The organism is Roseivirga sp. UBA1976, assembly GCF_002336325.1.
Taxonomy (GTDB): domain Bacteria; phylum Bacteroidota; class Bacteroidia; order Cytophagales; family Cyclobacteriaceae; genus Roseivirga; species Roseivirga thermotolerans.
Window position 1 is genome coordinate 1 of record NZ_DDDQ01000046.1, and the last position, 24,728, is coordinate 24,728.

The 24,728-nt window shown below is 42.9% G+C and carries 17 protein-coding genes; 1 reads left to right on the top strand and 16 read right to left on the bottom strand.

What is annotated here, in order from left to right; all coding sequences use genetic code 11:
* Positions 1 to 636 (top strand): AAA family ATPase (locus tag B3763_RS05025; protein WP_286744333.1); only part of this gene is annotated, 636 nt, incomplete at its 5' end.
* A 55-nt stretch (positions 637 to 691) separates the two neighbouring features.
* Here B3763_RS05025 and B3763_RS05030 read toward each other — a convergent pair.
* The 16 genes from B3763_RS05030 to folD form a co-directional block, all read right to left on the bottom strand.
* A complete protein-coding gene (locus tag B3763_RS05030) occupies positions 692 to 1,111 on the bottom strand; it encodes a 6-pyruvoyl trahydropterin synthase family protein (RefSeq protein WP_189631593.1) in 420 nt (139 codons plus the stop codon).
* A gap of 69 nt (positions 1,112 to 1,180) precedes the next feature.
* Positions 1,181 to 1,555 (bottom strand): SxtJ family membrane protein, encoded by a 375-nt coding sequence (locus B3763_RS05035; protein ID WP_286744338.1) that lies wholly within the window; start codon positions 1,553 to 1,555, stop codon positions 1,181 to 1,183.
* Positions 1,548 to 3,359: a carbamoyltransferase family protein gene (locus B3763_RS05040; protein WP_286744341.1), complete on the bottom strand. Its 1,812-nt coding sequence runs from the start codon at positions 3,357 to 3,359 to the stop codon at positions 1,548 to 1,550. The genes B3763_RS05035 and B3763_RS05040 overlap by 8 nt, the downstream gene beginning before the upstream one ends.
* Positions 3,360 to 3,370: 11 nt before the next feature.
* On the bottom strand, positions 3,371 to 3,520 hold the full coding sequence (locus B3763_RS05045; protein ID WP_189631450.1) for a DUF5989 family protein: 150 nt from the start codon (positions 3,518 to 3,520) through the stop codon (positions 3,371 to 3,373).
* Between the two features lie 47 nt (positions 3,521 to 3,567).
* Entirely contained in the window at positions 3,568 to 4,533 is a 966-nt protein-coding gene (gene rfaD / locus B3763_RS05050) for an ADP-glyceromanno-heptose 6-epimerase (protein ID WP_189631451.1), read from the bottom strand.
* Between the two features lie 48 nt (positions 4,534 to 4,581).
* On the bottom strand, positions 4,582 to 7,908 hold the full coding sequence (locus tag B3763_RS05055; RefSeq protein ID WP_286744349.1) for a CRTAC1 family protein: 3,327 nt from the start codon (positions 7,906 to 7,908) through the stop codon (positions 4,582 to 4,584).
* A 185-nt stretch (positions 7,909 to 8,093) separates the two neighbouring features.
* On the bottom strand, positions 8,094 to 9,953 hold the full coding sequence (locus B3763_RS05060) for a hypothetical protein (protein ID WP_286744356.1): 1,860 nt from the start codon (positions 9,951 to 9,953) through the stop codon (positions 8,094 to 8,096).
* 62 nt (positions 9,954 to 10,015) lie between these two features.
* A complete protein-coding gene (locus B3763_RS05065) occupies positions 10,016 to 10,444 on the bottom strand; it encodes a hypothetical protein (protein WP_286744359.1) in 429 nt (142 codons plus the stop codon).
* Positions 10,445 to 10,484: 40 nt separating this feature from the next.
* A complete protein-coding gene (locus tag B3763_RS05070; RefSeq protein WP_286744362.1) occupies positions 10,485 to 10,991 on the bottom strand; it encodes a hypothetical protein in 507 nt (168 codons plus the stop codon).
* Positions 10,992 to 11,060: 69 nt separating this feature from the next.
* Entirely contained in the window at positions 11,061 to 12,554 is a 1,494-nt protein-coding gene (locus B3763_RS05075; protein ID WP_286744365.1) for a hypothetical protein, read from the bottom strand.
* 22 nt (positions 12,555 to 12,576) lie between these two features.
* Positions 12,577 to 15,627, bottom strand: a complete 3,051-nt coding sequence (locus tag B3763_RS05080) for a SusC/RagA family TonB-linked outer membrane protein (RefSeq protein ID WP_189631457.1) — start codon at positions 15,625 to 15,627, stop codon at positions 12,577 to 12,579.
* A gap of 547 nt (positions 15,628 to 16,174) precedes the next feature.
* Positions 16,175 to 17,650 (bottom strand): RagB/SusD family nutrient uptake outer membrane protein, encoded by a 1,476-nt coding sequence (locus B3763_RS05085; RefSeq protein ID WP_286744369.1) that lies wholly within the window; start codon positions 17,648 to 17,650, stop codon positions 16,175 to 16,177.
* A 13-nt stretch (positions 17,651 to 17,663) separates the two neighbouring features.
* Entirely contained in the window at positions 17,664 to 20,879 is a 3,216-nt protein-coding gene (locus B3763_RS05090) for a SusC/RagA family TonB-linked outer membrane protein (protein ID WP_189631459.1), read from the bottom strand.
* Positions 20,880 to 21,122: 243 nt separating this feature from the next.
* On the bottom strand, positions 21,123 to 22,973 hold the full coding sequence (locus tag B3763_RS05095; protein WP_286744372.1) for an OmpA family protein: 1,851 nt from the start codon (positions 22,971 to 22,973) through the stop codon (positions 21,123 to 21,125).
* A gap of 2 nt (positions 22,974 to 22,975) precedes the next feature.
* Positions 22,976 to 23,605: a 7-carboxy-7-deazaguanine synthase QueE gene (locus B3763_RS05100; RefSeq protein WP_286744374.1), complete on the bottom strand. Its 630-nt coding sequence runs from the start codon at positions 23,603 to 23,605 to the stop codon at positions 22,976 to 22,978.
* A 138-nt stretch (positions 23,606 to 23,743) separates the two neighbouring features.
* Positions 23,744 to 24,619, bottom strand: coding sequence for a bifunctional methylenetetrahydrofolate dehydrogenase/methenyltetrahydrofolate cyclohydrolase FolD (folD, locus tag B3763_RS05105; RefSeq protein WP_286744376.1), 876 nt, complete (start codon positions 24,617 to 24,619; stop codon positions 23,744 to 23,746).
* Between the last annotated feature and the right edge of the window lie 109 nt (positions 24,620 to 24,728).

The window sequence follows — 24,728 nt, forward strand, 5'->3', positions numbered from 1 at the left end:
GGTGTTCAGCAAGCACTTTTAAAACTTTTAGAGGGAACGGCCGTAAATGTCCCCCCTCAGGGAGGAAGAAAACACCCTGATCAGAAAATGATCTCGGTAAATACGGACAACATTTTGTTTATCTGTGGTGGCGCTTTTGATGGTATTTCGCGACACATTGCCAACAGGTTAAACACTCAGCCTCTAGGCTTTGCTGTAGGTAAGGATGAACAGATGCAGGTTGATCGTGACAACCTTCACCAATATGTAAATGCTCAAGACCTTAAAAACTTTGGTCTGATTCCGGAGTTGATCGGTAGGCTTCCTATTGTCACTCACCTGAACCCTCTGGATCCGGAGATTCTCAAAAATATTCTAACAGCTCCTAAGAACGCTCTGATAAAGCAGTACACCAAGCTTTTTGATATGGAAGAAAAAAAGCTAGTGTTCGAAGAAAGTGCGCTTGACTATATAGTCGAAAAAGCGTTGGAGTTCAAGCTTGGTGCCAGGGGGCTTCGCTCTATCTGTGAGGCAATTATGACCGATGCTATGTTTGAGTTGCCCTCTGACCCTGAAACACAGGAGCTGGTTATTGACAAAAAATACGCAAGAGAGAAGTTCGAGAAGTCTAAGTTCAAGAAACTTAAGGTGGCGTAAGAAGTCGAGCAAGGTTTAACCGAATCTACTTCAGGTTTCTTTTGCCGATCGACTCTTATTCCCCGAAGTACTCTACAAAGTTTCTTGGGGTCTCGTAGAGCTTTAACGAATGAAGCTTGCCGTGTGGAGTAATGGCATCTACCTTGGGTGCCAAAATTTTCCATATCTCCATCACTAATATCTCACAGCTCGCCATTTTACCTCTCATAAAGTCTACATCGAGGTTGAGGTTTTTATGATCGAGCTTATCGATCACCTCAGCTTTAATAAGTTCAGAAAGTTGTTTTAAATCCACTACAAAACCGGTTTCCGGATCTGGCATACCCTTTACAGTGGTGATTAACTCAAAATTATGGCCATGCCAGTTGGCATTGGCACAGGGACCAAAAACCTCCTGATTCTTTTCATCGCTCCAATTGGGATTATACAACTTGTGTGCAGCGTTGAAATGTTCTTTTCTACTGACGTAAACCATACTTTCTAAAATTGGCTGCAAATATAAGTGTTTTCTGAGCAAGGGACATGTCTAATCGGAAAGATTAACCTACCAGGGTAACTCAATATCCTGACCTGTAAATAGATGCGATCTGGACACAAAGGTTGTTTGGGCTTGCTCTACGCCTCTCTTCCTTTTTTTCCTATCCACCAACTTTCTGAGCAAGGCCAATGGAGTAAGGATAAGGAGATATAAAAGGCTAAGCAAAACGGCTCCGTTAATTCTACCCAACAGGTGCCCAAGACCCAACCACAAGCTTGCCAGTACGTGGGCTAGTTTGCCGGAAATGCTACACAAAACGGAAGTGGCTATAACCAGATATGTGATCCACTCCTTTTCAACAAAGTAGTTAATAACCAGCAGGCCGGCCACAAAGCCCAGAACCATAGCGTGGGGGGTAGTAGGTTTAGGTATTTTAAACATGGTCGTTTTCTTTAGTGATGTAAAAATTACCAACTGCCAGGCTGTCCATATGAGTACTCAAAAAGCATTGATAGGCCTCTTGAGGAGTACAAACAATAGGTTCATTGTTTACATTAAAGCTTGTGTTTACTAAAAGCGAATGCCCGGTTTTTTCTTTAAACTTAAGCAATAGCTCATATAAAAGCCTGTTGGTTTCTTTATCTACCGTTTGTATTCTGCTGGAGTAGTCTACGTGTACAATACCGGGAAAGCTCGAATTTACCCATTGACACTTTTCTTTAATGGTAAGAGCCTCGTAGTTATGCGGTCTTGGCTTTCTCCATTGCTCGGCTATCTGGGCTACAATAGCCATATAAGGACTTGGCTGATTCAGGTTGAAGTAGTCTTGCAAGTCTTCTTCTAAGAGTATGACTGCAAAAGGCCTGAACGATTCTCTAAACTTTATTTTTCTATTGAGCTGCTCCTGAATGCCCGGGTTAGCAGCATCGGCCAAAATAGACCGGGAGCCGAGTGCCCGAGCACCAAATTCCATTCTCCCCTGAAACCAGCCTACTACCCTACCTTGTATCAGGTCATCCACTACTCTATCTAAAAGTTCACCAGTCTGGTATGGAACTGTTGGACCGTCTACCGACCGCAAAACTGACGAAATTTCAGTGTTAGTAAACTGAGGCCCCAAAAATGAGATCTCATTTTTGAGGTAGCGTGTATCTTTTGCCACATGGCCTAACATGCTGCTGACCAAAAAGCCGGCTCCCACGGCCGAGCCTGCATCGCCAACAGCGGGAGGCACATGAACACTTTTAAAAATTTCTTGCTCTATTATTTTTCCATTGACCACACAGTTGTACACCACACCTCCTGCCAGACAAAGGTTCTCCTCTCCGGTTTCTAACTTTAAATGGCTAACCAACTTTAAAACAACCTGTTCAGTAAAGTTTTGTATGGCCAGGGCCAAATCGCAATATTCTTGCCTGATTTGATCTGCACTATTTCTCATTGGCAGTCCAAACATCTGTTCCCATCGTTTCTGATGAATCATTCGGCTCCCCAGCTGAAAGCAAAAGAACTCCATATTCAAGCGAATTGAACCGTCCGGAAACACCCTTACCAGATGTTTTTTGATGGTTTCTTCTGCTCTCTTATAGGTATAGCTTTCACTGTTGCCATAAGGGGCCAAGCCCATCATTTTATATTCTCCATCATTCACCTTAAACCCCAGGTATTGGGTAAATGCAGAATAGAGAAGGCCAAGGGAATGTGGGTAATGCTGCTCTTTTATAAGTTGAATAGCTCCATCTTGTATCCGGTATAAAGCAGTGGTAGTCCATTCACCCACACCATCGATTGTAAGCACAGCGGCATCTTTAAAGGGAGATGTGTAATAGGCCCAGGCCGCATGAGACAGGTGGTGTTCAACAAACTTAACAGTGGGCAGTTTTTTTGCTGCTTTGTCTATGGTTTTTAGTTTGTCGTTGAGATACTTTCTAAAAAAAACTTTTTGCTTTACCCACGCAGGCATGTAGCGAACAAAGGCCAATACTCCCTTAGGAGCTATATCGAAAAAGTTCTCCAGTACTCGCTCGAATTTCAATAGTGGTTTTTCATAGAAAGCCACATGGTCTATCTGCTCCAAGCTCAAATGAGTGTATTCTAAACAGAACCGAATGGCATTGACCGGGAATGTGGAGTCATGCTTTAGCCTGGTAAATCGTTCTTCTTGAGCAGCTACCAGTATTTCTCCATCGTGAATAATACAGGCTGCGGAATCGTGATAAAGAGCTGAAACACCGAGCACATACATTGCGGATGGAATTAAAACATACTATATATGAATGGTGCTACAGCAGAACCTTCTACAAAAACAATCAATAGGCCTAGCAATACCAAAACGATGATTATGGGTGCCAGCCAAAGCCTTTTTCGGGCAGCCATAAACTGAAAGAGCTCTTTAATTTGATTCATAGGGCTTCACTAACATTATTCAATGCGTATTAGCATCTTTGCCCAAGCTAGCAATAATTATCGTTTTGCAAATAGTTCTTTACATAGTCGTCAATTCCTTCTTCTAAAGGAGTAAATGGTCTTGTGAAGCCAATGGCTTTTAACTTATCCATATTGGCCTGGGTATAGTATTGATATTTATCTCTTATGTCTGCCGGGGTATCGATAAAAGACACTACAGGTTCTTTGTCCATGGCCTTAAATGTGGCATTTACGAGATCTAGAAAGGTTCTGGCCTCTCCACTTCCCAGGTTGTAAATGGCCGAGTCTTTTCGGTGATGCATGAGAAAGTAACATACTTCTACCACATCCTTAACGTACACAAAGTCGCGCATTTGACCACCGTCTTTGAAGTCCGGATTATGGGATCGGAACAATTTCATTTGGCCTGTATTTCCAATTTGATTGAATGCATGGAATATCACGGAGGCCATTCTGCCTTTATGGTATTCGTTGGGACCATACACATTAAAAAACTTGAGCCCGGCCCAAAAGAGCGGCTGTTGTTCCTGTTTCAGCACCCATTTGTCGAACTCATTTTTAGAGATACCATAGGGATTTAGTGGGGCAAGATTTTCGATAACGGAATGATCATCATTATACCCATGCTCTCCACCACCATAGGTAGCGGCAGATGAGGCATAAACTAATGGAATCTGATACTCAATGCACTTATTCCACATCTGCTTGGAGTAGTTCAGGTTTAATTCATTGAGCAGTTCCATGTCGAATTCTGTAGTGTCGGTTCGCGCTCCTAAATGAAAAACGAATTCAACCTGCTTATGATTTTGGTCTAACCAATGGAAGAATGAACCTCTCTCTACCTGCTCAGTTATTTTCTTTCCTTTCAGGTTTTTGTTCTTAGCGGGGGTGTCAAATTTATCGACTGCAATGATATTATTGAATCCTTCTTGATTGAGCTTGCTAATTAGACAGCTCCCTATAAACCCAGCGGCACCTGTTACAATGATCATTGTTGTTGTTTTGGTGCCAAAGATACCGGATAACTATGAAAAGGGGAATCAAAGCTTAGACTGACTTAACCAGTCTACCGAGTTTACCCTAAAAAGATGAGCCTTGTCTGCATTAAGAAGTGTAAGGATGTGTGAATCTCCATCTATACTAATTTTCTCTACAGCGGTTATGGCTCCTTCCATTATAAAGCCTGAACCGAAAAGCGGCACTGCCTCAAACTCACCCTTTCCATTACCTCTCAAAAGAAGTGCGGTTTGCGCATCATAATTACCGGTAAATACTTCGGTACCATAAGAGTTACCGGCTAGTAGGATATCATGGTATCCGTCTTGATCGTAATCAAAAATGAGCATGTCGTTAACTCTTGTAAACTGTGCCTGAAGTGGCATTTCCTTCATTTGGAAGGTTCCATCGCCATTATTTATAAAGTATGAGCTCTGAAAATGTGTCGCCTTTACTTGATAAGCTCTTTCTAACACGGGTTGTGGTAAGACTTTATCGATGGTAGATTCAGCGTATTTAAGATTATTGGTAAACTTCTTCTTTATGGGAGGCATTTGCTGAGTAATTGTAGCCCGGTCGGCCAACGGATACTCCCTACCTTGATTGTAATAGGTAAGCACGGCATCGAGTGTTCCATTTCCGTCAAAATCACTGGCATATGCGCTCAATGGCTCTGTAGCAGATGCCTTATATCTGCTATTCAACCCTAGATTGCCTGCAATTATATCCATGTCGCCATCTCCCTCAACATCGAGAACTTCTATGGTATTCCACCAACCCACGTAATCTTCCAGCCCGCTTATACTGGCTCTGGGTTTAATAATACCATTAGCTACTTCAAAGATCATTAGGGGCATAAACTCACCGGCCACCAGCAGCTCCTTTTTCTCATCGCCTAATAGATTTACCCATTTAGCGTCTTTTACCATCCCTACATTCTTAAGCGATGGTGCGTATGCATCAATCTTATCGATGAATTTGCCTTTCTCATTAATTAACAATTGACAAGTGCCTGGCCTTGGGTAATTCTGGGGTAGTGATCGGCCACCAATAAACAGGTCGAGGTCTCCGTCTCCGTCTACATCATTAGCCACCACCACACTGCCACTATAGTAAGCCAGCGGAAGACTTTCTTTGCTTCGCGCGAAGTTGCCATTACCATCGTTTAAATAAAGTCTGTCGAGGTATCGTTCGTCTCCTACAGGAAATTCATTACTACCACTTACCACATATAAATCAAGATCACCGTCAGAATCTGCATCAAAGAACAAGGCTCCGGCATCTTCACTTTCTTTCTGATCTTCGATGAGGCGTTTTTCGAAAGTAGCTCCTTGTATTCCATGCTTTTGCAAGAAAATTGCAGCCGGCAGACCTGCCGATCCTCCAATGTAGAAATCTTCAAGACCATCGTTGTTCACATCGCCCAATGCGGTAACAGGCCCTTCGGTCGATAGTTTGTGCGGCAGCATTGCTTCTCTTTTAAAGTCTACATAAGGAGACTCTTGATGAGTAAAGTCTATGCCTCTTTCTTCAGCTTTATCTACAAAGGCCTGGGCTACATTAGCTACAGGCGCAGACTTCTTTATTTCTACTTTATTTTTCTCAACTGTTATTCGGGAGTTGATCTTAACATCACTAAGAACAGACTCCGAAAGGTCGGGCCAAATCACCTTAACTTCCTTTATTGAAGGGGACTCACCAAGGCCCAAATGAACGGTCGGGTCTACGCTGGATTGGAAGCCTCTGTAAGGGTTAACCTCGGCCATTAGTTCTTCTCCTGAATTAAGCGCAACTACCACTTTTGTTCCAATGGCCAATTGTTGGTTACCGTCTATACTGAAGTCTATTTGCAGATAGTTCTTCTTAAACTTCTGAGAACTCATGTTTTCGTAAAGAAAAGACGGGTCGTTCAAGTTGTTTACCACCAAGTCCAAATCGCCATCATTGTCCAAATCGCCATAGGCTGCTCCGGTAGAAAAGCTTGGCTGGGTTATGCCCCACTCTTCTGAAACATTGGAGAACTGAAGCCCATTCGTATTTCTAAAAGCATAGTTTAATACCTTCTCGCCCTTAAGGTCTTGCAGTGCTCCTATAAGCACCTGAGGATCAAAGACTCTGTTTCTCTTTCTGGTTTCATTAACTACATAATCTCTAAAATCAACATCCGTAACATCCTTTACATAGCCGTTAGTAATGTAAATATCTTTAAGACCATCATTGTCTAAGTCGGCAATAAGCGGACTCCAACTCCAGTCTGTTGTACTTATACCAGCCAGATAGCCTATTTCCTGAAACTTCTCCTTCCCTGTGTTCAGTTGCAGTGTGTTGCGCATGTATTGCGGCAGATAACCTCTTGCCAATAGCATCTGCTGCCGATCGTAATTCATTCCGCTCAGGAGCTTTTTCTGTCTTCTGTTGTCTTCAGGAAGCATATCTACTTGTAACAAATCTGGTTTTCCATCATTGTTTACATCGGCCAGATCTATACCCATACCGAAGTTGCTGGTATGTTCAAAATATAGGTTTAAAGACTCTTTGAAGGTACCGTCTTGTTGATTGATATACAGAAGGTCGTCATAGGCAAAATCATTGCTAACATAAATGTCTAACCAACCATCGTTATTGAAGTCTGAGGTGTGAATACCCAATCCATAGCCTTCATGTATTATCCCTGCTTGTGCAGACACTTCTTTAAAAATCTCGCCATCATTTCTGTATAACCTATCCTGACTTACGGTATTGCCCGAGAGGTTCTTTGGTCGTATAACATTGGGGTCTTTATTGGGGTTGTTCTCATAATTAAGAAGATAGGCATCTAAATCGCCATCTTGATCATAGTCGAAAAACACCGTATGCGTGGTCAGTGAAGTGTCGGCCAAACCAAAGCGCGCTGCTTCTTCCTCAAAAAGCATATCACCTTTATTTACATAAAGCTTGTTAGCGGCCTGCGCAGATTTTTTTATCCCCCCCACACTTAAATAAATATCTTGAAGGCCGTCATTATTAATATCTACGATGCTCACTCCATGCACCCAAGGAGTTACTCCTTGCAGAGGGAGTTCAAGTGGCTCAAATTGTAAATCGCCCTTGTTCACATATACGGTAGTAGGAACCATATTTCCGGCCATCACTACATCTTTAAGGCCATCGTTATTTAGGTCGGCAATTGCAACACCTGAACCGTTGTAGATATATAGGAAAGTATAGGCGTTGATTGAATCTGATTCGGAAAGGATATTTTGAAAATTTAGTCCGGAGGAGCGCGTATCTATGGACTGAAAGATGGCATTTCTTCCACTTTTTTTGCCACAACCAATGCATACAACAACACTGATGGCAAGAACAAGACTTGTCAGATATCGATTATTCACAGCTTAGTTTAAGGTTGACACGGCAAAGCTGAACCTTGCCTAACAGACAACTTAAAAAAAGTTACGAACTCAAAAAAAGGGATTAGAATATAATTTTCAGAAAAAGAGCAACTTTAACCGATAATCCTAAATTATGTAGAAAAAGTATCGATTCATTCGGACACTAACATTAAGAACCAAATAATCTAGATACTACCAAGCCTTCTTTCTAACGATAATAACCTCTCGCTTGAGTCTCTGCCAACTTTCAGACTGCCTAGCAATTGCTGCGCGGCTTCTGATTTTTCAAGGAAAATATACCCCTCTAATGCATCTAATAGGACTGATTCAGGCATTTCATGCAGTTTCTTCCCAGGCTCCAACAAAAGAATAATTGACTCAATACTCTTGAGTTGATTGGACAAGAGATAGTCTTTGGGTTTCTGACTAAGCAACTCTTTGGTCAACTCTGCCGCCAGATAGAACTGATTGTTGGCTATAGCGTTTTTCTGCCGTAGTGTGGTAGTTCTTACAGACTGTAATTGCTTTGGCATGGCAGACAGAAGCTGTTCAACTCTTTCGAACTGCTCCAAACGAAGGAAGGCTTCTCCTGTTAAAAGGTAAGGTTCTTCTCTATGAGGCGAATCCTGAAGCATTACTCTTGCCGTTTGCAGGGCCTGGTACGGAGTACTCCCCAACTGGGAATAATAGCTATCGAGTAAAACCTGGTCCCATGAAATAGCTCCTGAAAAAACCTGAGCTGCTCTTGAGCCGGGGTCTATGCGCTGTGACTCATCACCTCTGTTAAATGGCCAGTCGAGCAATAGTTGACTTATCAGTATTTCGGCATAAAGACTATCGGCCGGAGCAATGGCATATTGAAAACCACCTCCTTGAGAGGGAAATAGTCCCCATTGTTCGGCAATTGTTTGAGCAACCGCAATAAAGGCTCTATCGGCCATCAGCCGTTGTCCCTTTAAATTGGGATGCACATGTTCATGCATCAATTCACCACCAATTAATCGGTCAGGACTGTATTGTTCAAAAGCATCTTTTATGTCAATCAAACGCGCTTCATACTTATCGCTGAGTTGAATAATAAGGGAGTCGATACCTGATGGAGCTCTAAACTTTAGCAAGTCCATATCTTTAGCCTTGTTGAATAAGGAAACTGCCTCCTCGAGTTCACCATTCCTTCTTTTCTCGAAACCATCATTGTATAAAGTCAGGGCACTCTCACTACCGTTTTCCGAAAGAAACGGGCTAAAATCTGCCAGGTTTGACACCAACGTGGAGAGTCCCACGCTAACTCCCGCCCTGCGATACTTATTGAGCAACCTCGACAGATTAAACTCATACTGTTTCAACCCTTTTACATAAAGGTCCGACCCGTAGGGGATAGCATCTTCTCTGATCATTCTGGCCATGAGCGTATGAGACCTTGAATTGGGCAAGTTAGCCTTCGCCCTTATGCTCTGGGTTAGCTTGCTAAGCAACTGTACAATTCTGTACTTCTTTAAACTGAGATAGGTATTTACCAACCGCGGAGAACTACCCTTTGACTGGGTAGAAGCTACTCCCAGGGCTCCATAATACTCATTGTGGCCGCCATAAATAATGACCATATCGGGCTGAGCATTGATAATCTCATTGGCCATGTCAAGCATAGCATAACTATTCGTAGCTACTAGACTGGTGTTAATGACTTCTACATTAAGCGTGGGGTACTGTGCTTGCAGTCTTTGCTCCAAGAGCTTTGGAAATGAGGCATTGTGATACGGAAAGCCTGCAGAGGATGAGGCTCCCTGAACGAAAACCCTGAACGTAGAGTCTCCTTTAGCCTTTTCCATAACCTCGTATTGTGGGGCGGTTGCAAACGCCTGGTCACTAAAGTAACGCTCTGCAAATCTTGGGTTAAGCGTCCAATATCCACTATCAAATTTGTCTGTTACAAAGAGCGGCTGAGGAGATTCTCCATAACCAAACATTCTGAGTAAAAGCTCCAACGCAATTAACAGAATGATAGGAGTAAGGAGAGTAATAGCATAGAAAACTATTCTTTTCATAAAAAAAGCCCTTTACCATACTTAAACAATGGCAAAGGGCTTTTGTCAATTCTATGACTCAATTATTTTATCACCGGATTGCCGGGCCCTTGCAGCCCAACCTCTTTGATAAATTCAAAGTCTCTCAGGTAATATAAACTATTTTCATTTGAAAACTTGAGCTGCCGAACGGCTTCTTCCATTTCAGGCTTAGTGGCAAAAAAGTGAATTAGCTTGCTCGTATTAGGGTTCTTTAACCTCATGGCTTTAGCCCCAAGCTGTTCCTTGGCTACTCTTAGTAACAATTGTTTATTGGTTGCCTGCACAGCTGACAAATTACTAACCAACATTTTCTTTGATACAACCAACGAGTCAGTATCAGTTAAAACTTGCAGTCCACTCTTGAGCTCAAAGTTGCCAAAAAAGTAAACCGTTGTATCTGCCGGGTTCTTAGTTTGTGCCTGGACGGCTACAGAAAGGCAGAATAAAACTGTAATAATTGTAAGTCTCATAGTTATATAGTTTAGTTAGCAGTCGTAAAATCATCAAATATCATTCCACTTTACGCACAGCGGCACCATATCCCTCACTGGTGCTCACCTTGATTTTCTTTCCATCATGCCTCATAAGGGTCATCTTACCACGTGACATATCTAACGAGTGACCAGCAAACTTATATATCTGATTGCCTTGTTCATCGCTCTTAACCGCTAAATGTTTAAAAAGCTCAAATACCACCTGAGCATCGCCATAGGTAGAGAGAAACTCGTGCGATTCGGCACCGGGAATATAAATCTGCTGGAGAGTTGTTGGAAGGATATCAACGGTGTAGAATTCATTTTCCGGAATGGAGTCCTCCTTCAATGCCTCGTACGTGTCTAAGTGTTTAAAAGTAACACCATCAATAGAAATCCACTCATCTTTCTTAAGTGTATCATAATACTCTATCTCAACTGTTTCGGCTAGCACATACTTCACTTTATCTCCTCCAGAATTACAGCTCATAGCCAGGCTCATAGAAAAGATTAATAATACGGCCAATCTTATTTTAGTCATCATCAATAAATGGATTAAAGGGAAATAAAAAAGCCCCGGTAAACCGGGGCTTAAAATTATTCAAAAATGACATTAGCCACCAAAAGTGTACACATCAAGACCGAGAATCTCAAGTTCTTGAGCAGGAACAGGCATTTGCTGAGGAGTTCCCGGCTGAAGCTGATACTGATCTACAGTAGTCATTCTTCTGAAGAACCAACCATTCAACGCACCATCCCAAGTAAACTCTACCAAACGCTCATAGTAAAGTGCCTTAAGCATATCAGCATTAGACTCTAAACCAGTAAGAGCTGGAAGTTCACCATTATCTACTCTGGTGTTGTTGATATAAGCAGCAGCCTGCAACTTATCACCACCAGTTCTGATCAATGCTTCTGCTTTGATTAAGTTTTGCTCATTCAAAGTCAAGTGAGGCATAGGTCCTAAGAAAGCGGCCAAATAATCAGGATACTTTCTGAAATTGTAGCTTGAGAAGAAGTAATAACCTCTTGCTGACTGGAACTGCACACCTGTATTGTACTGATAGTACTTAGTGATTCTAGCATCTCTTGGATTGGTAATCTCAGGAAGAGTACTAGTACCATCAGGCCATGGATAAGGAGCTGTTGGGTGATTAGGATCGTTGGTACTAGGACCACCGATACCACCTTCCATCATGTTGATCAATCGTTGTGAAACTCTAGACCATAGAGGGAACTGTCCTTGAATTAGAATTCTAGTCCACCAGAACTGACCATCACCAGCAGGTGAAATGTCTGCAGTAGTACCACCGTTAGCCAAAGTAAGAATTCTATTCCAATCGTTAGCAGCGGTTTCAGCACCAGATCTGGCTTTGTAAGCCAAAAGCTTAGCAGCATAGGCTCTACAGAACTGAGCAGCACCAGTGTTATCATAATTCAAACCGTTGATCGCAGTGTGAGTAGTCCCACTGTTTGCGGCAAACATAGTAGCAGCCTCAGTAAGCTTAGTCACAGCAGCTTCGATCACATCAGTGTAAGGACTCATCTCTAAAGCAGCAAGATCCTCAGCACTCAAAGACTCGTCAGCTATAAAGGCCTGGTCGAAAATAAGACCCAACCAACCTAGAGTAAGACCTTGAAGCATTTTGGCGTTAGCCACAGTTTGAGCTGTCAGGTCATTACCTTGATTATCCTGAATAGAGCCGTTAAACTCTGTTTCCAATACTCTTAACACTTCATTGGCCTGAGCCAGAGCGTTGTTAAGGTTATACCAAGGCGTTGTCATGAACGCTCGGTTGTTATAGGTCACGGTGTTTTGGATTGGGGCTCTTGGAATAGTACCCAAATCTTGCATACCCCAGTTACCCCAGCTTGAACTCAATGTTTGAGCCGCCACCGAAACAGGCATGTTAGGCGAGCTCAACTGAATTCCTTGCCACCAGGTAAGGAACGCACCGTCAATTACGCTAGGAAGAGAAGTTGCATCAGCATAAACCGCCCTACTATCGAGGTCATTTAAGTTCTCAACCTCCAAATCTTCACACGAAGTAAGAACGACAGCCAAGGCCACCATCATTACTCCTAATTTTTTGAACGTTTTTTTCATTGTTCTTTACTGTTTTTAATTATTAGAAAGTGAACGAAACTGAACCAGTAAATGTCCTTACAAGAGGGAAGTTGAAGTCATCAACTCTAGAGTTGAAGCCACCGGTAGCAGGATCGTATCCAGGGTACTTGCTAAGAAGCAACAAGTTTCTACCGATCAAGCTTACGTTCATTCTCTTGAACACATTATCCAATCCAATTTTAGCAAGTTGAGCCGAACCAAAATTGTAAGCAACAGAAAGCTCTCTTAGTCTCAGGTGCGTAGCATCTTCAACCCAGAAGTCAGTTGCTCTGTTTACGTTATAAATAGTCAACAAATAAGTGTTGTACTGTCTTTGTCCTTCAGGATACTGTCCTTGGCTAAACATTGGGTGTAACCTGTCTCTAGCCAACCACTGACCACCTTGGTAGTAAGTATCACCACCGTTCTGGTATTCCCATGACATGAACACTGATAACCCTTTGTAGTTGAAGTTTGTTTGCATAGCCATGTTAAAGTTAGGCTGAGCATCACCAATCAACAAGTCATCTCTCTGCACACCAGACTCATCTGTAATATATACAGCAGCCTCGTTAGCAGTAAATTCGTTAGCAGCAACGATCAAGATACCATCTCTGTTTACCTTGAAGTCTGCAGGAGTCAAACCACCTGAAACGTTAGCCACTGTACCATCATCAAGAACGGTCAAATCACTTACAGAACGAGCAATTTTACGTCCGAACATGGTTGTTGGAGAGTTTCCTACATCCCAGATGTTCAATCCGGTAGGGAATCTTGGTCTGTCGAATTCAGTGATTTCCTGACGAGTTCTGTCAAAGATCAAGTTGAAATCAAGGTTCATGTCATTCTTCTGAATGGCAGTATAACCCAATGTGAATTCTATAGTGTTAGTTTCCAAGGTACCAGCGTTCTGCACCTGAGAGCTACGTCCGGTTGCAGCAGAAAGAGGTACAGAAAGAATCTGGTCTCTGTTGTCCTGCTTAGAATAAGAAGCAGCGGCAGTAAATCTGTCAAGGAACTCAACGTTCAAACCAATTTCAATCTCATCTGTAATACCAGGACCGATAAGTGGGTTTGGTAAATTAGTAGGGTTATTTACATTACCGTTGGTAACTGTGGCAATCTCGAATCTATCATCGAAGTTAGGAAGAGTACCTGCCTGACCCCATGATGCGTTAATCTTACCTTCCTGAACACCAGGGATATCCAAGTCCTCAGTGAATCTCCATCCACCTGAGAAACGAGCAAAAGTATTCCAACGGTTATCCTCACCAAACAATGAGCTACCGTCACGTCTTACCACGATATCGAAAAGGTACTTATCAAGGTAGTCACCACCTACTGAGAATGAGAAACTGTTAGATACGATAAGATCTTGATCGAATGAGTCACCATTTAGGTAAGGGATACCATCATTTGGAGAAAGAGTTACGTTATCAATATCATCGAAACCAGGGATACCAAGGTTTGAACCACTAATATTGAAACCAGTACCACCTCTTTGCTCATACAAGAAGAAGGCGTTTGATCGGATATTCCAGTCACCTAACTTCTTAGCATATGTCAACTTAATAGATGTGTTGATTGCTTGGTAGTCATCAAATGAACGAGAAAGGTTACCTACACCTGGAACACCTTGGTTAGCTAGGTATCCAATGTCTTGATAGAATCTCGTTTTATCCATCCAAGTATCTAAACCGAACTGACCTTCTAATTGAAGACCTCTAATGATTTCGTACTTCAATGCAGCAGAACCAACAAATCTTCTTCTAACAAACTCATTTCTCTGATTTGCCAACTGATAGAATGGGTTAAATTCTGACGTTGGAGAGAAACGGTTAGCATTGTAGTTGTAAGGAGAACCATCCTCTTCGTTAGGAGCGAAAAGATCAGCACTTGGATCCATCATGGTCAAAGTTCTGATGTTTCTTGGACGGTTGTCATTTTTCTGATGGATGAACTTCATACTGGTAGACAAAGTGAGTTTGTCTCCCAAGTATTGGTCAGCATTAAAGGCAATGTTGTAACGCTGGCTACCATCGTGTAGTTTAATACCACCAGTTTGGTCTTGGTACTCAGCAGAAACCACCATGTTTCCTGAAGTTCCTCTTGTACTCAATCTTGCATACTGAGTAAGGAAAGTTGAACCCTGGAAGAAATCTTTAATATGATCTCTGTAGCTAGGGAACTCCCCATCAGAAATACCACTTGGATCGTCAACAGCAGTACCAGTGTTATCCAAAAGGAAATCACCAGTAGCCGGGTCAATCTGGAATGGGTGATTAACCGCTTTCTCAGGAGATCTTGAGTTGTAAGCGTTTTGGTTACCCACCTCAGTTCTTACAAATACTTCAGTAGTTCCTACTTCAAGGTTTCTACCTCTTTTAGTAGTAATGGCAATTACACCATTAGCAGCACGTGAACCATAAAGAGTAGCCGCAGAAGCACCTTTCAATACTTCGAAACGCTCCACATCCTGTAGGTTAATGTTTGCCAAAGATCCTTCAACGAATACACCATCTAATACGATAAGTGGTGAACTTCCTCTGGCAAGAGAGGTGTTACCTCTAATCTGAATAGCTGGTCCTCCACCAGGTACGTTACTTGGCTGAACCCTTACACCGGCAATTTTACCTGCAAGTGCAGATCCAACGTCAGTAGCTGGTACTTGCTGGAATACTTTCTCGTTAACAGAACTTACTGTGAAAGGAAGTTTTTTAGCCGGAGTAGCTGCCGCCACACCAGTTACAACAACCTCTCCCAGGTTAGCCACGTCAGGAGATAGAGGCACGTTGATCACAGATCTGTCCCCTACTACCACTTCCTGAGTCACATAGCCCAAGAATCTGAATACTAAAACAGCATCCGGACCTGGCACCTCAATGCGATACTCTCCGTTGGCTTCAGTAGGTACACCTGTGGTCGTACCCTTCAACAAGATAGTCACACCAGGCAATGGAAGACCATCGTCTGAACCAGTAACTTTACCGGTAACTATCCTGCTCTGTGCAAATGCTGAGGTGGTTAAAACCATCAGCACCAACGAGAAACAAGTCAGTAAAATTCTCTTCATTTTGCTTTCGTTTTTAGTTTAATAGTTGATTAAAAAGTTTGTTTAGAAAGTCAAACATAAAATAAAATGTCATCAATTAATAATAATGACGAAACAAAATGGGGAGTCTGAGCAGCATGAAAATGTGCTCTATTTTTGGCTAAACGGCACTTTTGAGGTCAATCAAAAAATTTTATTCCGATGAGTAAGGGTCTTTATAGGCTAAGGTAGCGTTAACAAAAATTAACTTTTGGTTGACAATAGTGTGTTAGATTTTTATTAAAAATTAAAGATCAATTTGAAACATTATGTTTTTGAAAAAAATAAATATTCTGAATAGTTTTTCATTTACAACAATTAGCAATTCTCAACTATAATTTCTCCTGACCTGAATACCCCCAGATGGCTTGTTTTGAAAATAAACAATTATGGCAAATAATATTTGGCGGCATTTTTTTAAAAAAAATTGAGGAATGAACGACATTTTTTTTGCCGTAAACCTCATATCCTTCTACTAAAAAAGGGAGCCGATAGCTCCCTTTTACATATTAAGTAATTCAGCTCCTATCTAGTTAATGAAGGGGTTGTTCTGAATTTCCGCCTGAGGTATTTCAAAGGTCAGTCGGTCATCATCATAAGGAATAGGCTCACCAACGAAAGAGAGGTGATTAGAGCCCCTTACTATAGTAGCCTGATTTCTCTTCATGGCCAAGTATGACTTACCTTCAGCAAAGAACTCGATTCTGGTCTGCAGATAAATCTCATCAATCAAGGCCTGACCCGTAAGCAGATCTACATAAGCATAATCCAATGGGTCTGCAAAACGCTCAGCCAAAAGAGCCTTCAGAGAGTTTCTTGCCGTAATCAAATCACCGGTTTTCGCTGCGGCCTCTGCATTTAACAAGTACATCTCTGCCACTCTCATATAGATATAGTCTGTGGTTACTGTTCTCTGTCCACCGGTTACACGTGCCGGGTCATAGAACTTATTCTGTGCAACCAGATGGTAGCTGCTGTTAGGGTTGTTCAAAAACTGTCCCTTTCTCACATCATTTGCCGGAATCTGATCGAACAGACCTTGATCCAAAGCTTTTCTATCACCTGCCCATTGATAGCTATAGGTGTAGCGGTCCATCTGACCCCACCACGACACAAGGTTGATACCATTGTCGGTGGTAATATCTACACCCCACATCCAACCCGGGGTATTCACATCATTGAATCCACCAAGAACTTCAGTGGCATCCATGATAGGATAGGTACCTGAGTTAATGACATCAGCTGTAAGGGTTTTTACTTCAGCATAGTTGCCCAATGCTGCATGAACGTAAGCTAAGATACCCTGTGCCACACTTTTATCAATTTGTGTTTTGGCGCTACGGTTGAATCCATCCAAAAGCGAAATAGCGTCTGTCAGGTCATCTACAATAAGATTGTAAACCTCCTGAGCAGTGCTCTTAGGCTGGTTAGGCAAACTTGGATCATCGTAAATCGGCAGTATTTCTTCAGAAAGATCGAGACCTTCCTGGAAGAACTGAGCCAGATAGAAATACGAATGAGCTCTCATAGCCTTCGCCTGACCCATGATATAGCGGTTTTCGGCAATTTCGGGAGTAGCATCGTTACCACCCAAGGCGTCAATTACCAAATTGGCCGAACGAATGAGTCGGAAGTAGTATCTCCAAACCTGATAGTTATCATTGAACGTAAAGTCCTGTGTGGCCTGGAATTCCGTAATAGTTCTATACCAACCGTAGGTACTTACAGTGAGCGCAAGGTCTCCAGACAGCATATCGCTGAAGATGTCATATCCTTTTTGCCCAAAATCGTCATGTCCACCGGTTCCTCCTGTGAACGCCTGAAACATGAGCGTGTAAATACCGCTCATACTACCGGCAATAACCTCAGGGTTATTGGCCGCAGCCTCCGCAACCTGCTCTGCCGTTAGGAACTCAGATGGTTGCACTTCAAGGTAGTCTTCGCTACAACCCAGCATGCTGAGCATAGCAAAGCCACATAGAATAGAATATATTTTATTTCTCATGTTCTTCATTGTTTTAGAATCTAACCCTCAAACCAAGAGTGAACGTTGTTAATGGGTCGTATCTGTAAATACTAGAAGCACCAGTTTCTGAAGTTGAAGGGTTAAAGCCTTCTCTGGCGCTGAGCAAGAACAGGTTATCGGCAGAACCAGAAACACTAACTGCTTTCAATCCTGTACCGTTCAACCAAGCCTGAGGCAAGTTGTAACCAACTCTAATATTATTTAAAGACAAGAAGTTGGTAGATGTAATGAATCGAGAAGACTGGCTGTTCACGTTTGTGTCGAAGTTATCCGAGAGTCTTGGCACATTGGTTACATCGCCAGCCTGTTGCCATCTGTCTCTGATATCCACATGCCAGTTTTGGTTACCCGCTTGAGGGTTCCCCATTAGGTTGGCATAGGCTCCGTCATACGCATGACCACCGAGGCTATATATAAACTGAGCACTCAAGTCTATTCCTTTGTAACTTGCTGCCAGTCTGAAAGCACCACTCACAACCGGAATTGGCGATTTGTCGAGGAATTTCTGGGTCGCATCGGAGTAAGATTTTGTTGTAGTCTTCTGAACATTAGCGTCAGGGTTTTCTACCAGATACTCATATAGGGAAGCGATCTCTTCACCACTATCATAGATACCATCATTGTTGGCATCGTCATAATAGAGGTTCCACATGGCTCTACCATCTTGTGGGTCTACACCAGCCCACTCTCTCATGTAGAAATCGAAGAGAGATCGACCTGCGGTTCTACCGTAAGCACCATTGATGTCGAGTACCTTTTCTTTACCCGTGGCCGGGTCAATAGGCATTTTAGTAAGCTCATTACCCAGGAACGATCCATTTACGGTAAAGTCCAGTTTAAAGTCGCTCTTATTAAAGATGTGAGTAGTCAGGTCAAACTCCAATCCTGAGTTTCTCAAACGTCCATCGTTAACAGTTTCTGTAGCATAACCTACAGATGGTCCCACGTTTCTGTTGAAAATCAGGTTGGTCGTATTCTTAATATAGTAATCGATAGAACCGTCCAACACTCTACCAATGGTAAACTCGGCTCCTACCTGATATAGATTGGCTGTCTCCCATGTAAGGTTAGGGAAACCAATGTTTCTTTCAGAAATTGAAATAGCACCATTCAGGTTGTCTACATTAAAGGTGTTGTATCCTGGATACAGACCTACACCTGCCTGATCACCACTCACTCCGTAGCTGGCCTTCAGTTTAAAGAAGTCAACAAATGGCAGAGCATCCTGGAAGAAGTTCTCTTCAGACATAATCCAGGAAGCACCTACAGAACCAAAGGTATCCCACTTGTTATTCACGAATCGGGAAGAACCATCGCGTCTTAGTGAGGCACTAAAGAAATACTTCTCTTTATAGTTGTAGTTGGCTTGGCCAAAGTAAGACTCCAAGCGGCTGCTGTTCTTAAAGGATGTTGGAGGCGAAGAAACAATAATGTAGTTATTGAACTCTGCCAGGTAAGGTAAAACAGCCTTCTCTTTGCTTTGCGAAGCAAATGTTTGGTCGAAGCTATTTGTTTCATGAGCGGCCAGAACTTCAATCGAATGATTTCCAAAACTCTTCTCATATCGAGCCAAATTCAGGAAGTTCTGAACAAAAAGCTCAGTATCTGTTCTAAACAATGAACCTCCCTGAGATGCTCCAGAACCATAGAATGGGTTTCTCAATGAGGTAGCTCTGTTATTGTAGTATTGAGCACCAAACTTAGACTGGAAAGAAAGCTCCGGTGTTATTTGAGCATCAAAAGTAAAGTTGGCGTTCAACTCATGTCTTTTGCTTCCATTTCTGTCAAAATGTGCATCGGCAATAGAGTTAGTAAGCGCACCAAAACCTCTACCGGAATCGCCATAATCATACTGATTGCCTCCAAAGATTGGGTCTTGCACAATATTACCCTCTGAATCCCTTAGAAACAGTGGATAAATTGGAGGAAGATTATCTACGAACCAGAAGATGCTTCCTGAGTTACTCGATTGACCGTTGGTTTGGTTTTCGGAAAGGGCATAACCAATGTTTACGGAACCTGACAACCACTCTTTTACATTGTGGGTAAGGTTGAGTCGGGTTGAGTAACGCTCGTAGTCCGAGTTAACAATATACCCCACATCATTCAAGTAACCGAAAGAAGTAAAGTACTTGGTGTCTTCGCTACCACCGCTCAATCGAATGTTTGCCTCGTTTCTTGACGAGTTCTGGAAACCATAGTCTTCCCAGTTTTCCGGGTTGTATCTACGGGTTACTCCAGGTCTCACTGTTCTGGTGTTAGGATCGATAAGTTCACCTCCATTGGCCACATTCCACATATTATAGAATGGAGCAATACCTCCACCTGAGAACAAGCGTGCATTAGCATATGCCTCAGGATCGGGCTCACCGGTAGCCACACCTCTATTGTACAAACTCTCCCAGGTAAGGGCAATGTACTCCTCAGGAGACTTGATGGTTTGTTGACGCGGCAACAGGCTCATGTTAACTCCAGACTTCAGGTCGATTTCTATGGAGTTGTTAGAAGCCGAACCGCTTTTCGTGGTGATCAAGATAACACCGTTAGCACCTCTGGCACCATAAATGGCAGTAGCCGTAGCATCTTTCAACACGGTAGTCGATGCGATATCGGCTGGGTTGATAGAGTTAATGCTTCCTGAAAATGGAACACCGTCTACTACATACAGTGGATCTCTGTTTCCGTTAACCGAGCCAAAACCTCTAATACGAATAGTAGAAGCTGTTCCTGGCTGACCAGAAGTATTGATTACCGTAACACCAGCCACCTCACCGGCAAGAGCCTGTGATACGTTGGAGAAGTTTTTGGACTCAATATCCTCTTGTTTCACCGTCTTAGCCGTACCGGTGAAAGACTTCTTTGTAGACTCACCGTAACCGGTTACCACTACCTCTCCAAGAGATACGGCATCGGGCTCTAGTGAAACATTAATAGTTGTTTGATTACCTACAGTGACTTCCTTGGTGATATACCCTAGGAATCTGTATACCAAGACAGTTTCCGCGCTGGGAACTTCCAGGCGGTAATTACCCTCAAAATCGGTAGTAGTACCGTTTGTGGTCCCTTTGATCATAATGGTCACTTGCGGTAGCGCAAGACCATCATCTGCTCCCGTTACTGTTCCCGTTACAGTTCTGGATTGACCATAGGCCACACCAGAAAACAATAAGCACAGCAAGGAGACCAAAGACAATGAAATTCTCTTCATCCCTTGTTAGTTTAGTTTAATAATAAATAGTTTGTCTATGATTAAATTGAATTAATCCTATACAGTTACGAACAACTGAGAAAGAACTTACCCTAAATCCACTAGGGTTTTATGGATAAAAATACTCATCCCCAAATGTTCAATTGGCGAATTTATACTTTAAGTAGACAAAACAATATTATCAGGCTAAGAGAAAGCTTTTTAAATGTACATACACAAATAAACACTTGGTAATCAGGCGGTTTATTTTCTAACCGTTCGTATAATAATTTCTACCCTACGGTTGTTTTGCTGGCTTTGAGGGTCTACTTCCGGGCTAATTGGGCGTTTTTTTCCAAATGAAGAAATGAAAACTCTATTATGGCCAATGCCATGGGCTTGCAACCAGGCGGCTACAGCCAATGCCCGTTTTTCAGAAAGCTGTTGATTATAGGCATGCCCTCCTATACTGTCTGTATGGCCCTGCACTTCTATATCTAATTCCGGATGAGCTTTGAGCAGTTCCAGAACGCTCATCAATTGAGAACTTACACTTGGCTTTAACTCAAAACTATCGAAGTCGAAGAGTATGGGTTCGTTGAGCAGCGCCTGACCTACTGCGAAGGGTTCCATTCGAATGGTGGAGTCTGTAATGAACTCAGACCATTCCACCAGTTTGGTTCGATAACCGGTTTTTTTCGCTTTCACCTGGTTGGCCTTTTGCAATTCAAACACCCCATATTCGGTTTCTAGCTCAATCAGACCCGAGTTATTGAGAAGCTCTACTTTGGCTTGTAATGGACGTTCATCTCTTGCATCAATTACCCGACCAAACGCCCTTGGCGTCTCTACTTGGGGCAGCACATTTTCAGGAATTTTGAATCGCTTAAGCCTCAAACTACCGCTGGCATCGCTTGCACTAAAATAGGCCCATAAGTCGGCCGATACACAGTAGCCAACCTGATCAAAGGCATCGTTGATGGGGTACCCCAGGTTCTCCGGTACACTCCATTTTGCATCGGCCAGCCTCAACGTTTTAAATAAATCGTATCCTCCAAGTCCTACCCTCCCCTTGGTGGAGAATATAAGTGTTTGTCCATCGAGGTAGATAAACGGTGAACAGTCGTCTTCCGGAGTGTTGACATCTTCTCCTAAATTAACAGCCTGCTGCCACTCTCCATCTTCCTTTCTACTCATCCAAATATCTTGTTTGCCCATTCCTCCCGGGCGAAGACTCACAAAGTAGAGGGTTGCTCCATCGGCTGTAAGCGAGGGTTGAGAATCCCACTCGGGACTGTTTACGCGTTCATTTAACAATTCTGGCGCTGACCATTGCTGCCCTTGTTTGTACGAAACGTATAAGTCGCAGCTACCAATATTGTCAGGCCTGTTACAACTGGTGAACACCAATGTTCTGCCATCGGCAGAAATAGATGCTGTACCCTCGTTCCTGTCTGTATTTATCTGATCTGATATGTTTGCGGGTTTGGTCCAGCCTCTTTCGGTCAACTGGCTAAAGAATATATTTTCGTCCCCTCGCCCATTATTGTCACGAGTAGTAAAAACCAATTGCCCCTGTCTGGTAATGGATGGAAAATACTGCTGTTCGAAGGCATTAATGGGATGAGGAAGCTCTTCGAAAGTGAGCGGCATTGGGTCTGCCACTTGCTCTAGGGAAAACTGTATAGATGTTTTAAGAAACTCAACCTGCTCAGCCCCAACTCCATATACTTCATGACCCAACTGTGTTATATATTGCTGTGCCTGGGTATATTCTCCCAATTGATAGGCATAATTGGCCTGAAACAGCAAAAGTCTATTAAGGTAGGGTGCTTCTAGTTCCTCTCGTTTGGCAGCAATAAGTGCCACCGCCCTTTGAGGCTCATCTCTCTTCAGTAAAACCTCATGCAGCAATACGATCGCTTCATCAAAACCAGGATCCTTGTTGAGTACCTCGTTCAGAATTTCTGCCGATTTAAAAAGGTTACCTATACGAACCAGTTCTTCGGCCTGTTGGTACTGTTCAACGAGTTTTTTTTTCTTGGTGTGGTAGTCGATTTGCCCCCAACACAAGGTGGAGCATAACAGAAATGAAATAATAACGGCTTTTTTCAACGCTAAGGAATATGCATAAACTTATGTGTTTGTAGCGAAATTTTCCAGCGAGGGTTGTCTTTTACGTAATCAATTATTTGCGAAAGCATCTTGTCTGACTTGTCCCATTCGGGTTGTAGATAAAGTAAACACTCCGGTCTAACCTTGGCAGCGTGCTCTTCCGCCCACTTAAAGTCACTTTTGTTGTACACCACTACCTTAAGCTCATCGGCTGCGGCATAGAACTCTTCTTTGGGTTGCATAAACTTTTTGGGCGAGAAGCAGAGCCAATCCCATGTTCCGCTGAGTGAATGAGCTCCTGAGGTTTCAATGTTTGTATGGTACCCTTCTGCCCGTAACCTATCGGTCAATGCGTTAAGGTTGTACATGAGGGGTTCCCCTCCGGTAACTACAACAAGCTTCCCTTTGTATTTTTTTGCACCGCCAACAATCTCATCGATGGAATGAAGGGGCCAGCGCAATGCATCCCAGCTATCCTTTACATCGCACCAAACGCAGCCAACATCGCATCCTCCCAACCGAACAAAATAGGCTGGGTTTCCTGTAAAATGACCTTCACCCTGGATGGTGTAAAATGCTTCCATTACAGGAAGCTTGCCGTGGAGTTCGGCTGTTTGTTTACTTTCTTTCATAGACAATTTTTTATAGCAGGTGTTGAAACTGCTTTACTATTGAATCTCTTTAAAACGTCATTCCCAACCCGATCAGGCAACTGCTATTCATGGAAGATATTCCCACAGCAAGGGACTGACGACAGTGTTGGATTTCATTTATACTAATTTCTGACTGGCCAAATAGGTATTCCAAAGCAGTGAAGCGATGGTCATCGGCCCTACACCTCCCGGAACAGGGGTAATGTAACTACACTTTGGTGCTACTTCATCGAACCGTACGTCTCCCTTGAGCTTGAAGCCTGACTTAGTCTTATCGGAGGGCACTCGATGTATACCCACATCGATGACAATAGCTCCTTCCTTCACCATATCTTCAGTAACGAAACCTTCCCTGCCAATTGCTACAATGAGGATATCGGCCTGTCGGGTTACCTCCGCCAAGTTCTTGGTTCGGCTATGACACAAGGTAACCGTAGCATTTCCGGGCTTGGAATTGCGACTCATCAATACACTTATGGGCGTACCAACGGTGTGGCTTCTCCCAATCACTACACAATGTTTGCCACTGGTTTCAATACCATTTCTCTCCAAAAGAAGCATCATTCCCTTAGGGGTAGCGGGTAAAAGTGTGGGCAGATCCAACAGCATTTTACCCAAATTGGTCGGATGGAATCCGTCTACATCTTTTTCTGGCAAAATAGCCTCTACAACTTTCTGTTCATCGATTTGCTTTGGCAAAGGTACCTGAACAATAAACCCGTCAATTTCAGGGTCTTTGTTCAGTCGGTCTACCGTGGCCAGCACTTCTTCTTCAGAGGTTTCTTCCGGCAAATGAATAAGGGTAGAACCAAAGCCGATAGCCTCACAGGCTTTTACCTTGGCGTTTACATAGGTTTTGCTGGCACCATCTTCACCAACCAATACGGCCGCTAAATGAGGCACTTTTGCTCCTTTTGCTTTTATTTCATTTACTTTTTCGGTCAGCTCATCTTTTATTTGCTGAGCTGTGGCTTTTCCATCGAGTAACTTCATTTTAAGTTTTTTGGTGCTTGGTGCACAGTGCTCGGTTTACTTCTTCAAATCATTAATATCGGCTTGAACGAATTTCATTCAACGGATAGCTGACTTTCTTTCGCTTTTT

What these genes read in the sequence shown, in the direction of transcription:
- B3763_RS05030 (WP_189631593.1), bottom strand. Translation starts at nt 1,111, where the DNA reads ATGGTTTACGTCAGTAGAAAAGAACATTTCAACGCTGCACACAAGTTG.
- B3763_RS05090 (WP_189631459.1), bottom strand. Translation starts at nt 20,879, where the DNA reads ATGAAGAGAATTTCATTGTCTTTGGTCTCCTTGCTGTGCTTATTGTTT.
- B3763_RS05035 (WP_286744338.1), bottom strand. Translation starts at nt 1,555, where the DNA reads ATGTTTAAAATACCTAAACCTACTACCCCCCACGCTATGGTTCTGGGC.
- B3763_RS05080 (WP_189631457.1), bottom strand. Translation starts at nt 15,627, where the DNA reads ATGAAGAGAATTTTACTGACTTGTTTCTCGTTGGTGCTGATGGTTTTA.
- B3763_RS05060 (WP_286744356.1), bottom strand. Translation starts at nt 9,953, where the DNA reads ATGAAAAGAATAGTTTTCTATGCTATTACTCTCCTTACTCCTATCATT.
- B3763_RS05085 (WP_286744369.1), bottom strand. Translation starts at nt 17,650, where the DNA reads ATGAGAAATAAAATATATTCTATTCTATGTGGCTTTGCTATGCTCAGC.
- B3763_RS05040 (WP_286744341.1), bottom strand. Translation starts at nt 3,359, where the DNA reads ATGTATGTGCTCGGTGTTTCAGCTCTTTATCACGATTCCGCAGCCTGT.
- B3763_RS05100 (WP_286744374.1), bottom strand. Translation starts at nt 23,605, where the DNA reads ATGAAAGAAAGTAAACAAACAGCCGAACTCCACGGCAAGCTTCCTGTA.
- B3763_RS05045 (WP_189631450.1), bottom strand. Translation starts at nt 3,520, where the DNA reads ATGAATCAAATTAAAGAGCTCTTTCAGTTTATGGCTGCCCGAAAAAGG.
- B3763_RS05075 (WP_286744365.1), bottom strand. Translation starts at nt 12,554, where the DNA reads ATGAAAAAAACGTTCAAAAAATTAGGAGTAATGATGGTGGCCTTGGCT.
- B3763_RS05065 (WP_286744359.1), bottom strand. Translation starts at nt 10,444, where the DNA reads ATGAGACTTACAATTATTACAGTTTTATTCTGCCTTTCTGTAGCCGTC.
- B3763_RS05070 (WP_286744362.1), bottom strand. Translation starts at nt 10,991, where the DNA reads ATGATGACTAAAATAAGATTGGCCGTATTATTAATCTTTTCTATGAGC.
- rfaD (WP_189631451.1), bottom strand. Translation starts at nt 4,533, where the DNA reads ATGATCATTGTAACAGGTGCCGCTGGGTTTATAGGGAGCTGTCTAATT.
- folD (WP_286744376.1), bottom strand. Translation starts at nt 24,619, where the DNA reads ATGAAGTTACTCGATGGAAAAGCCACAGCTCAGCAAATAAAAGATGAG.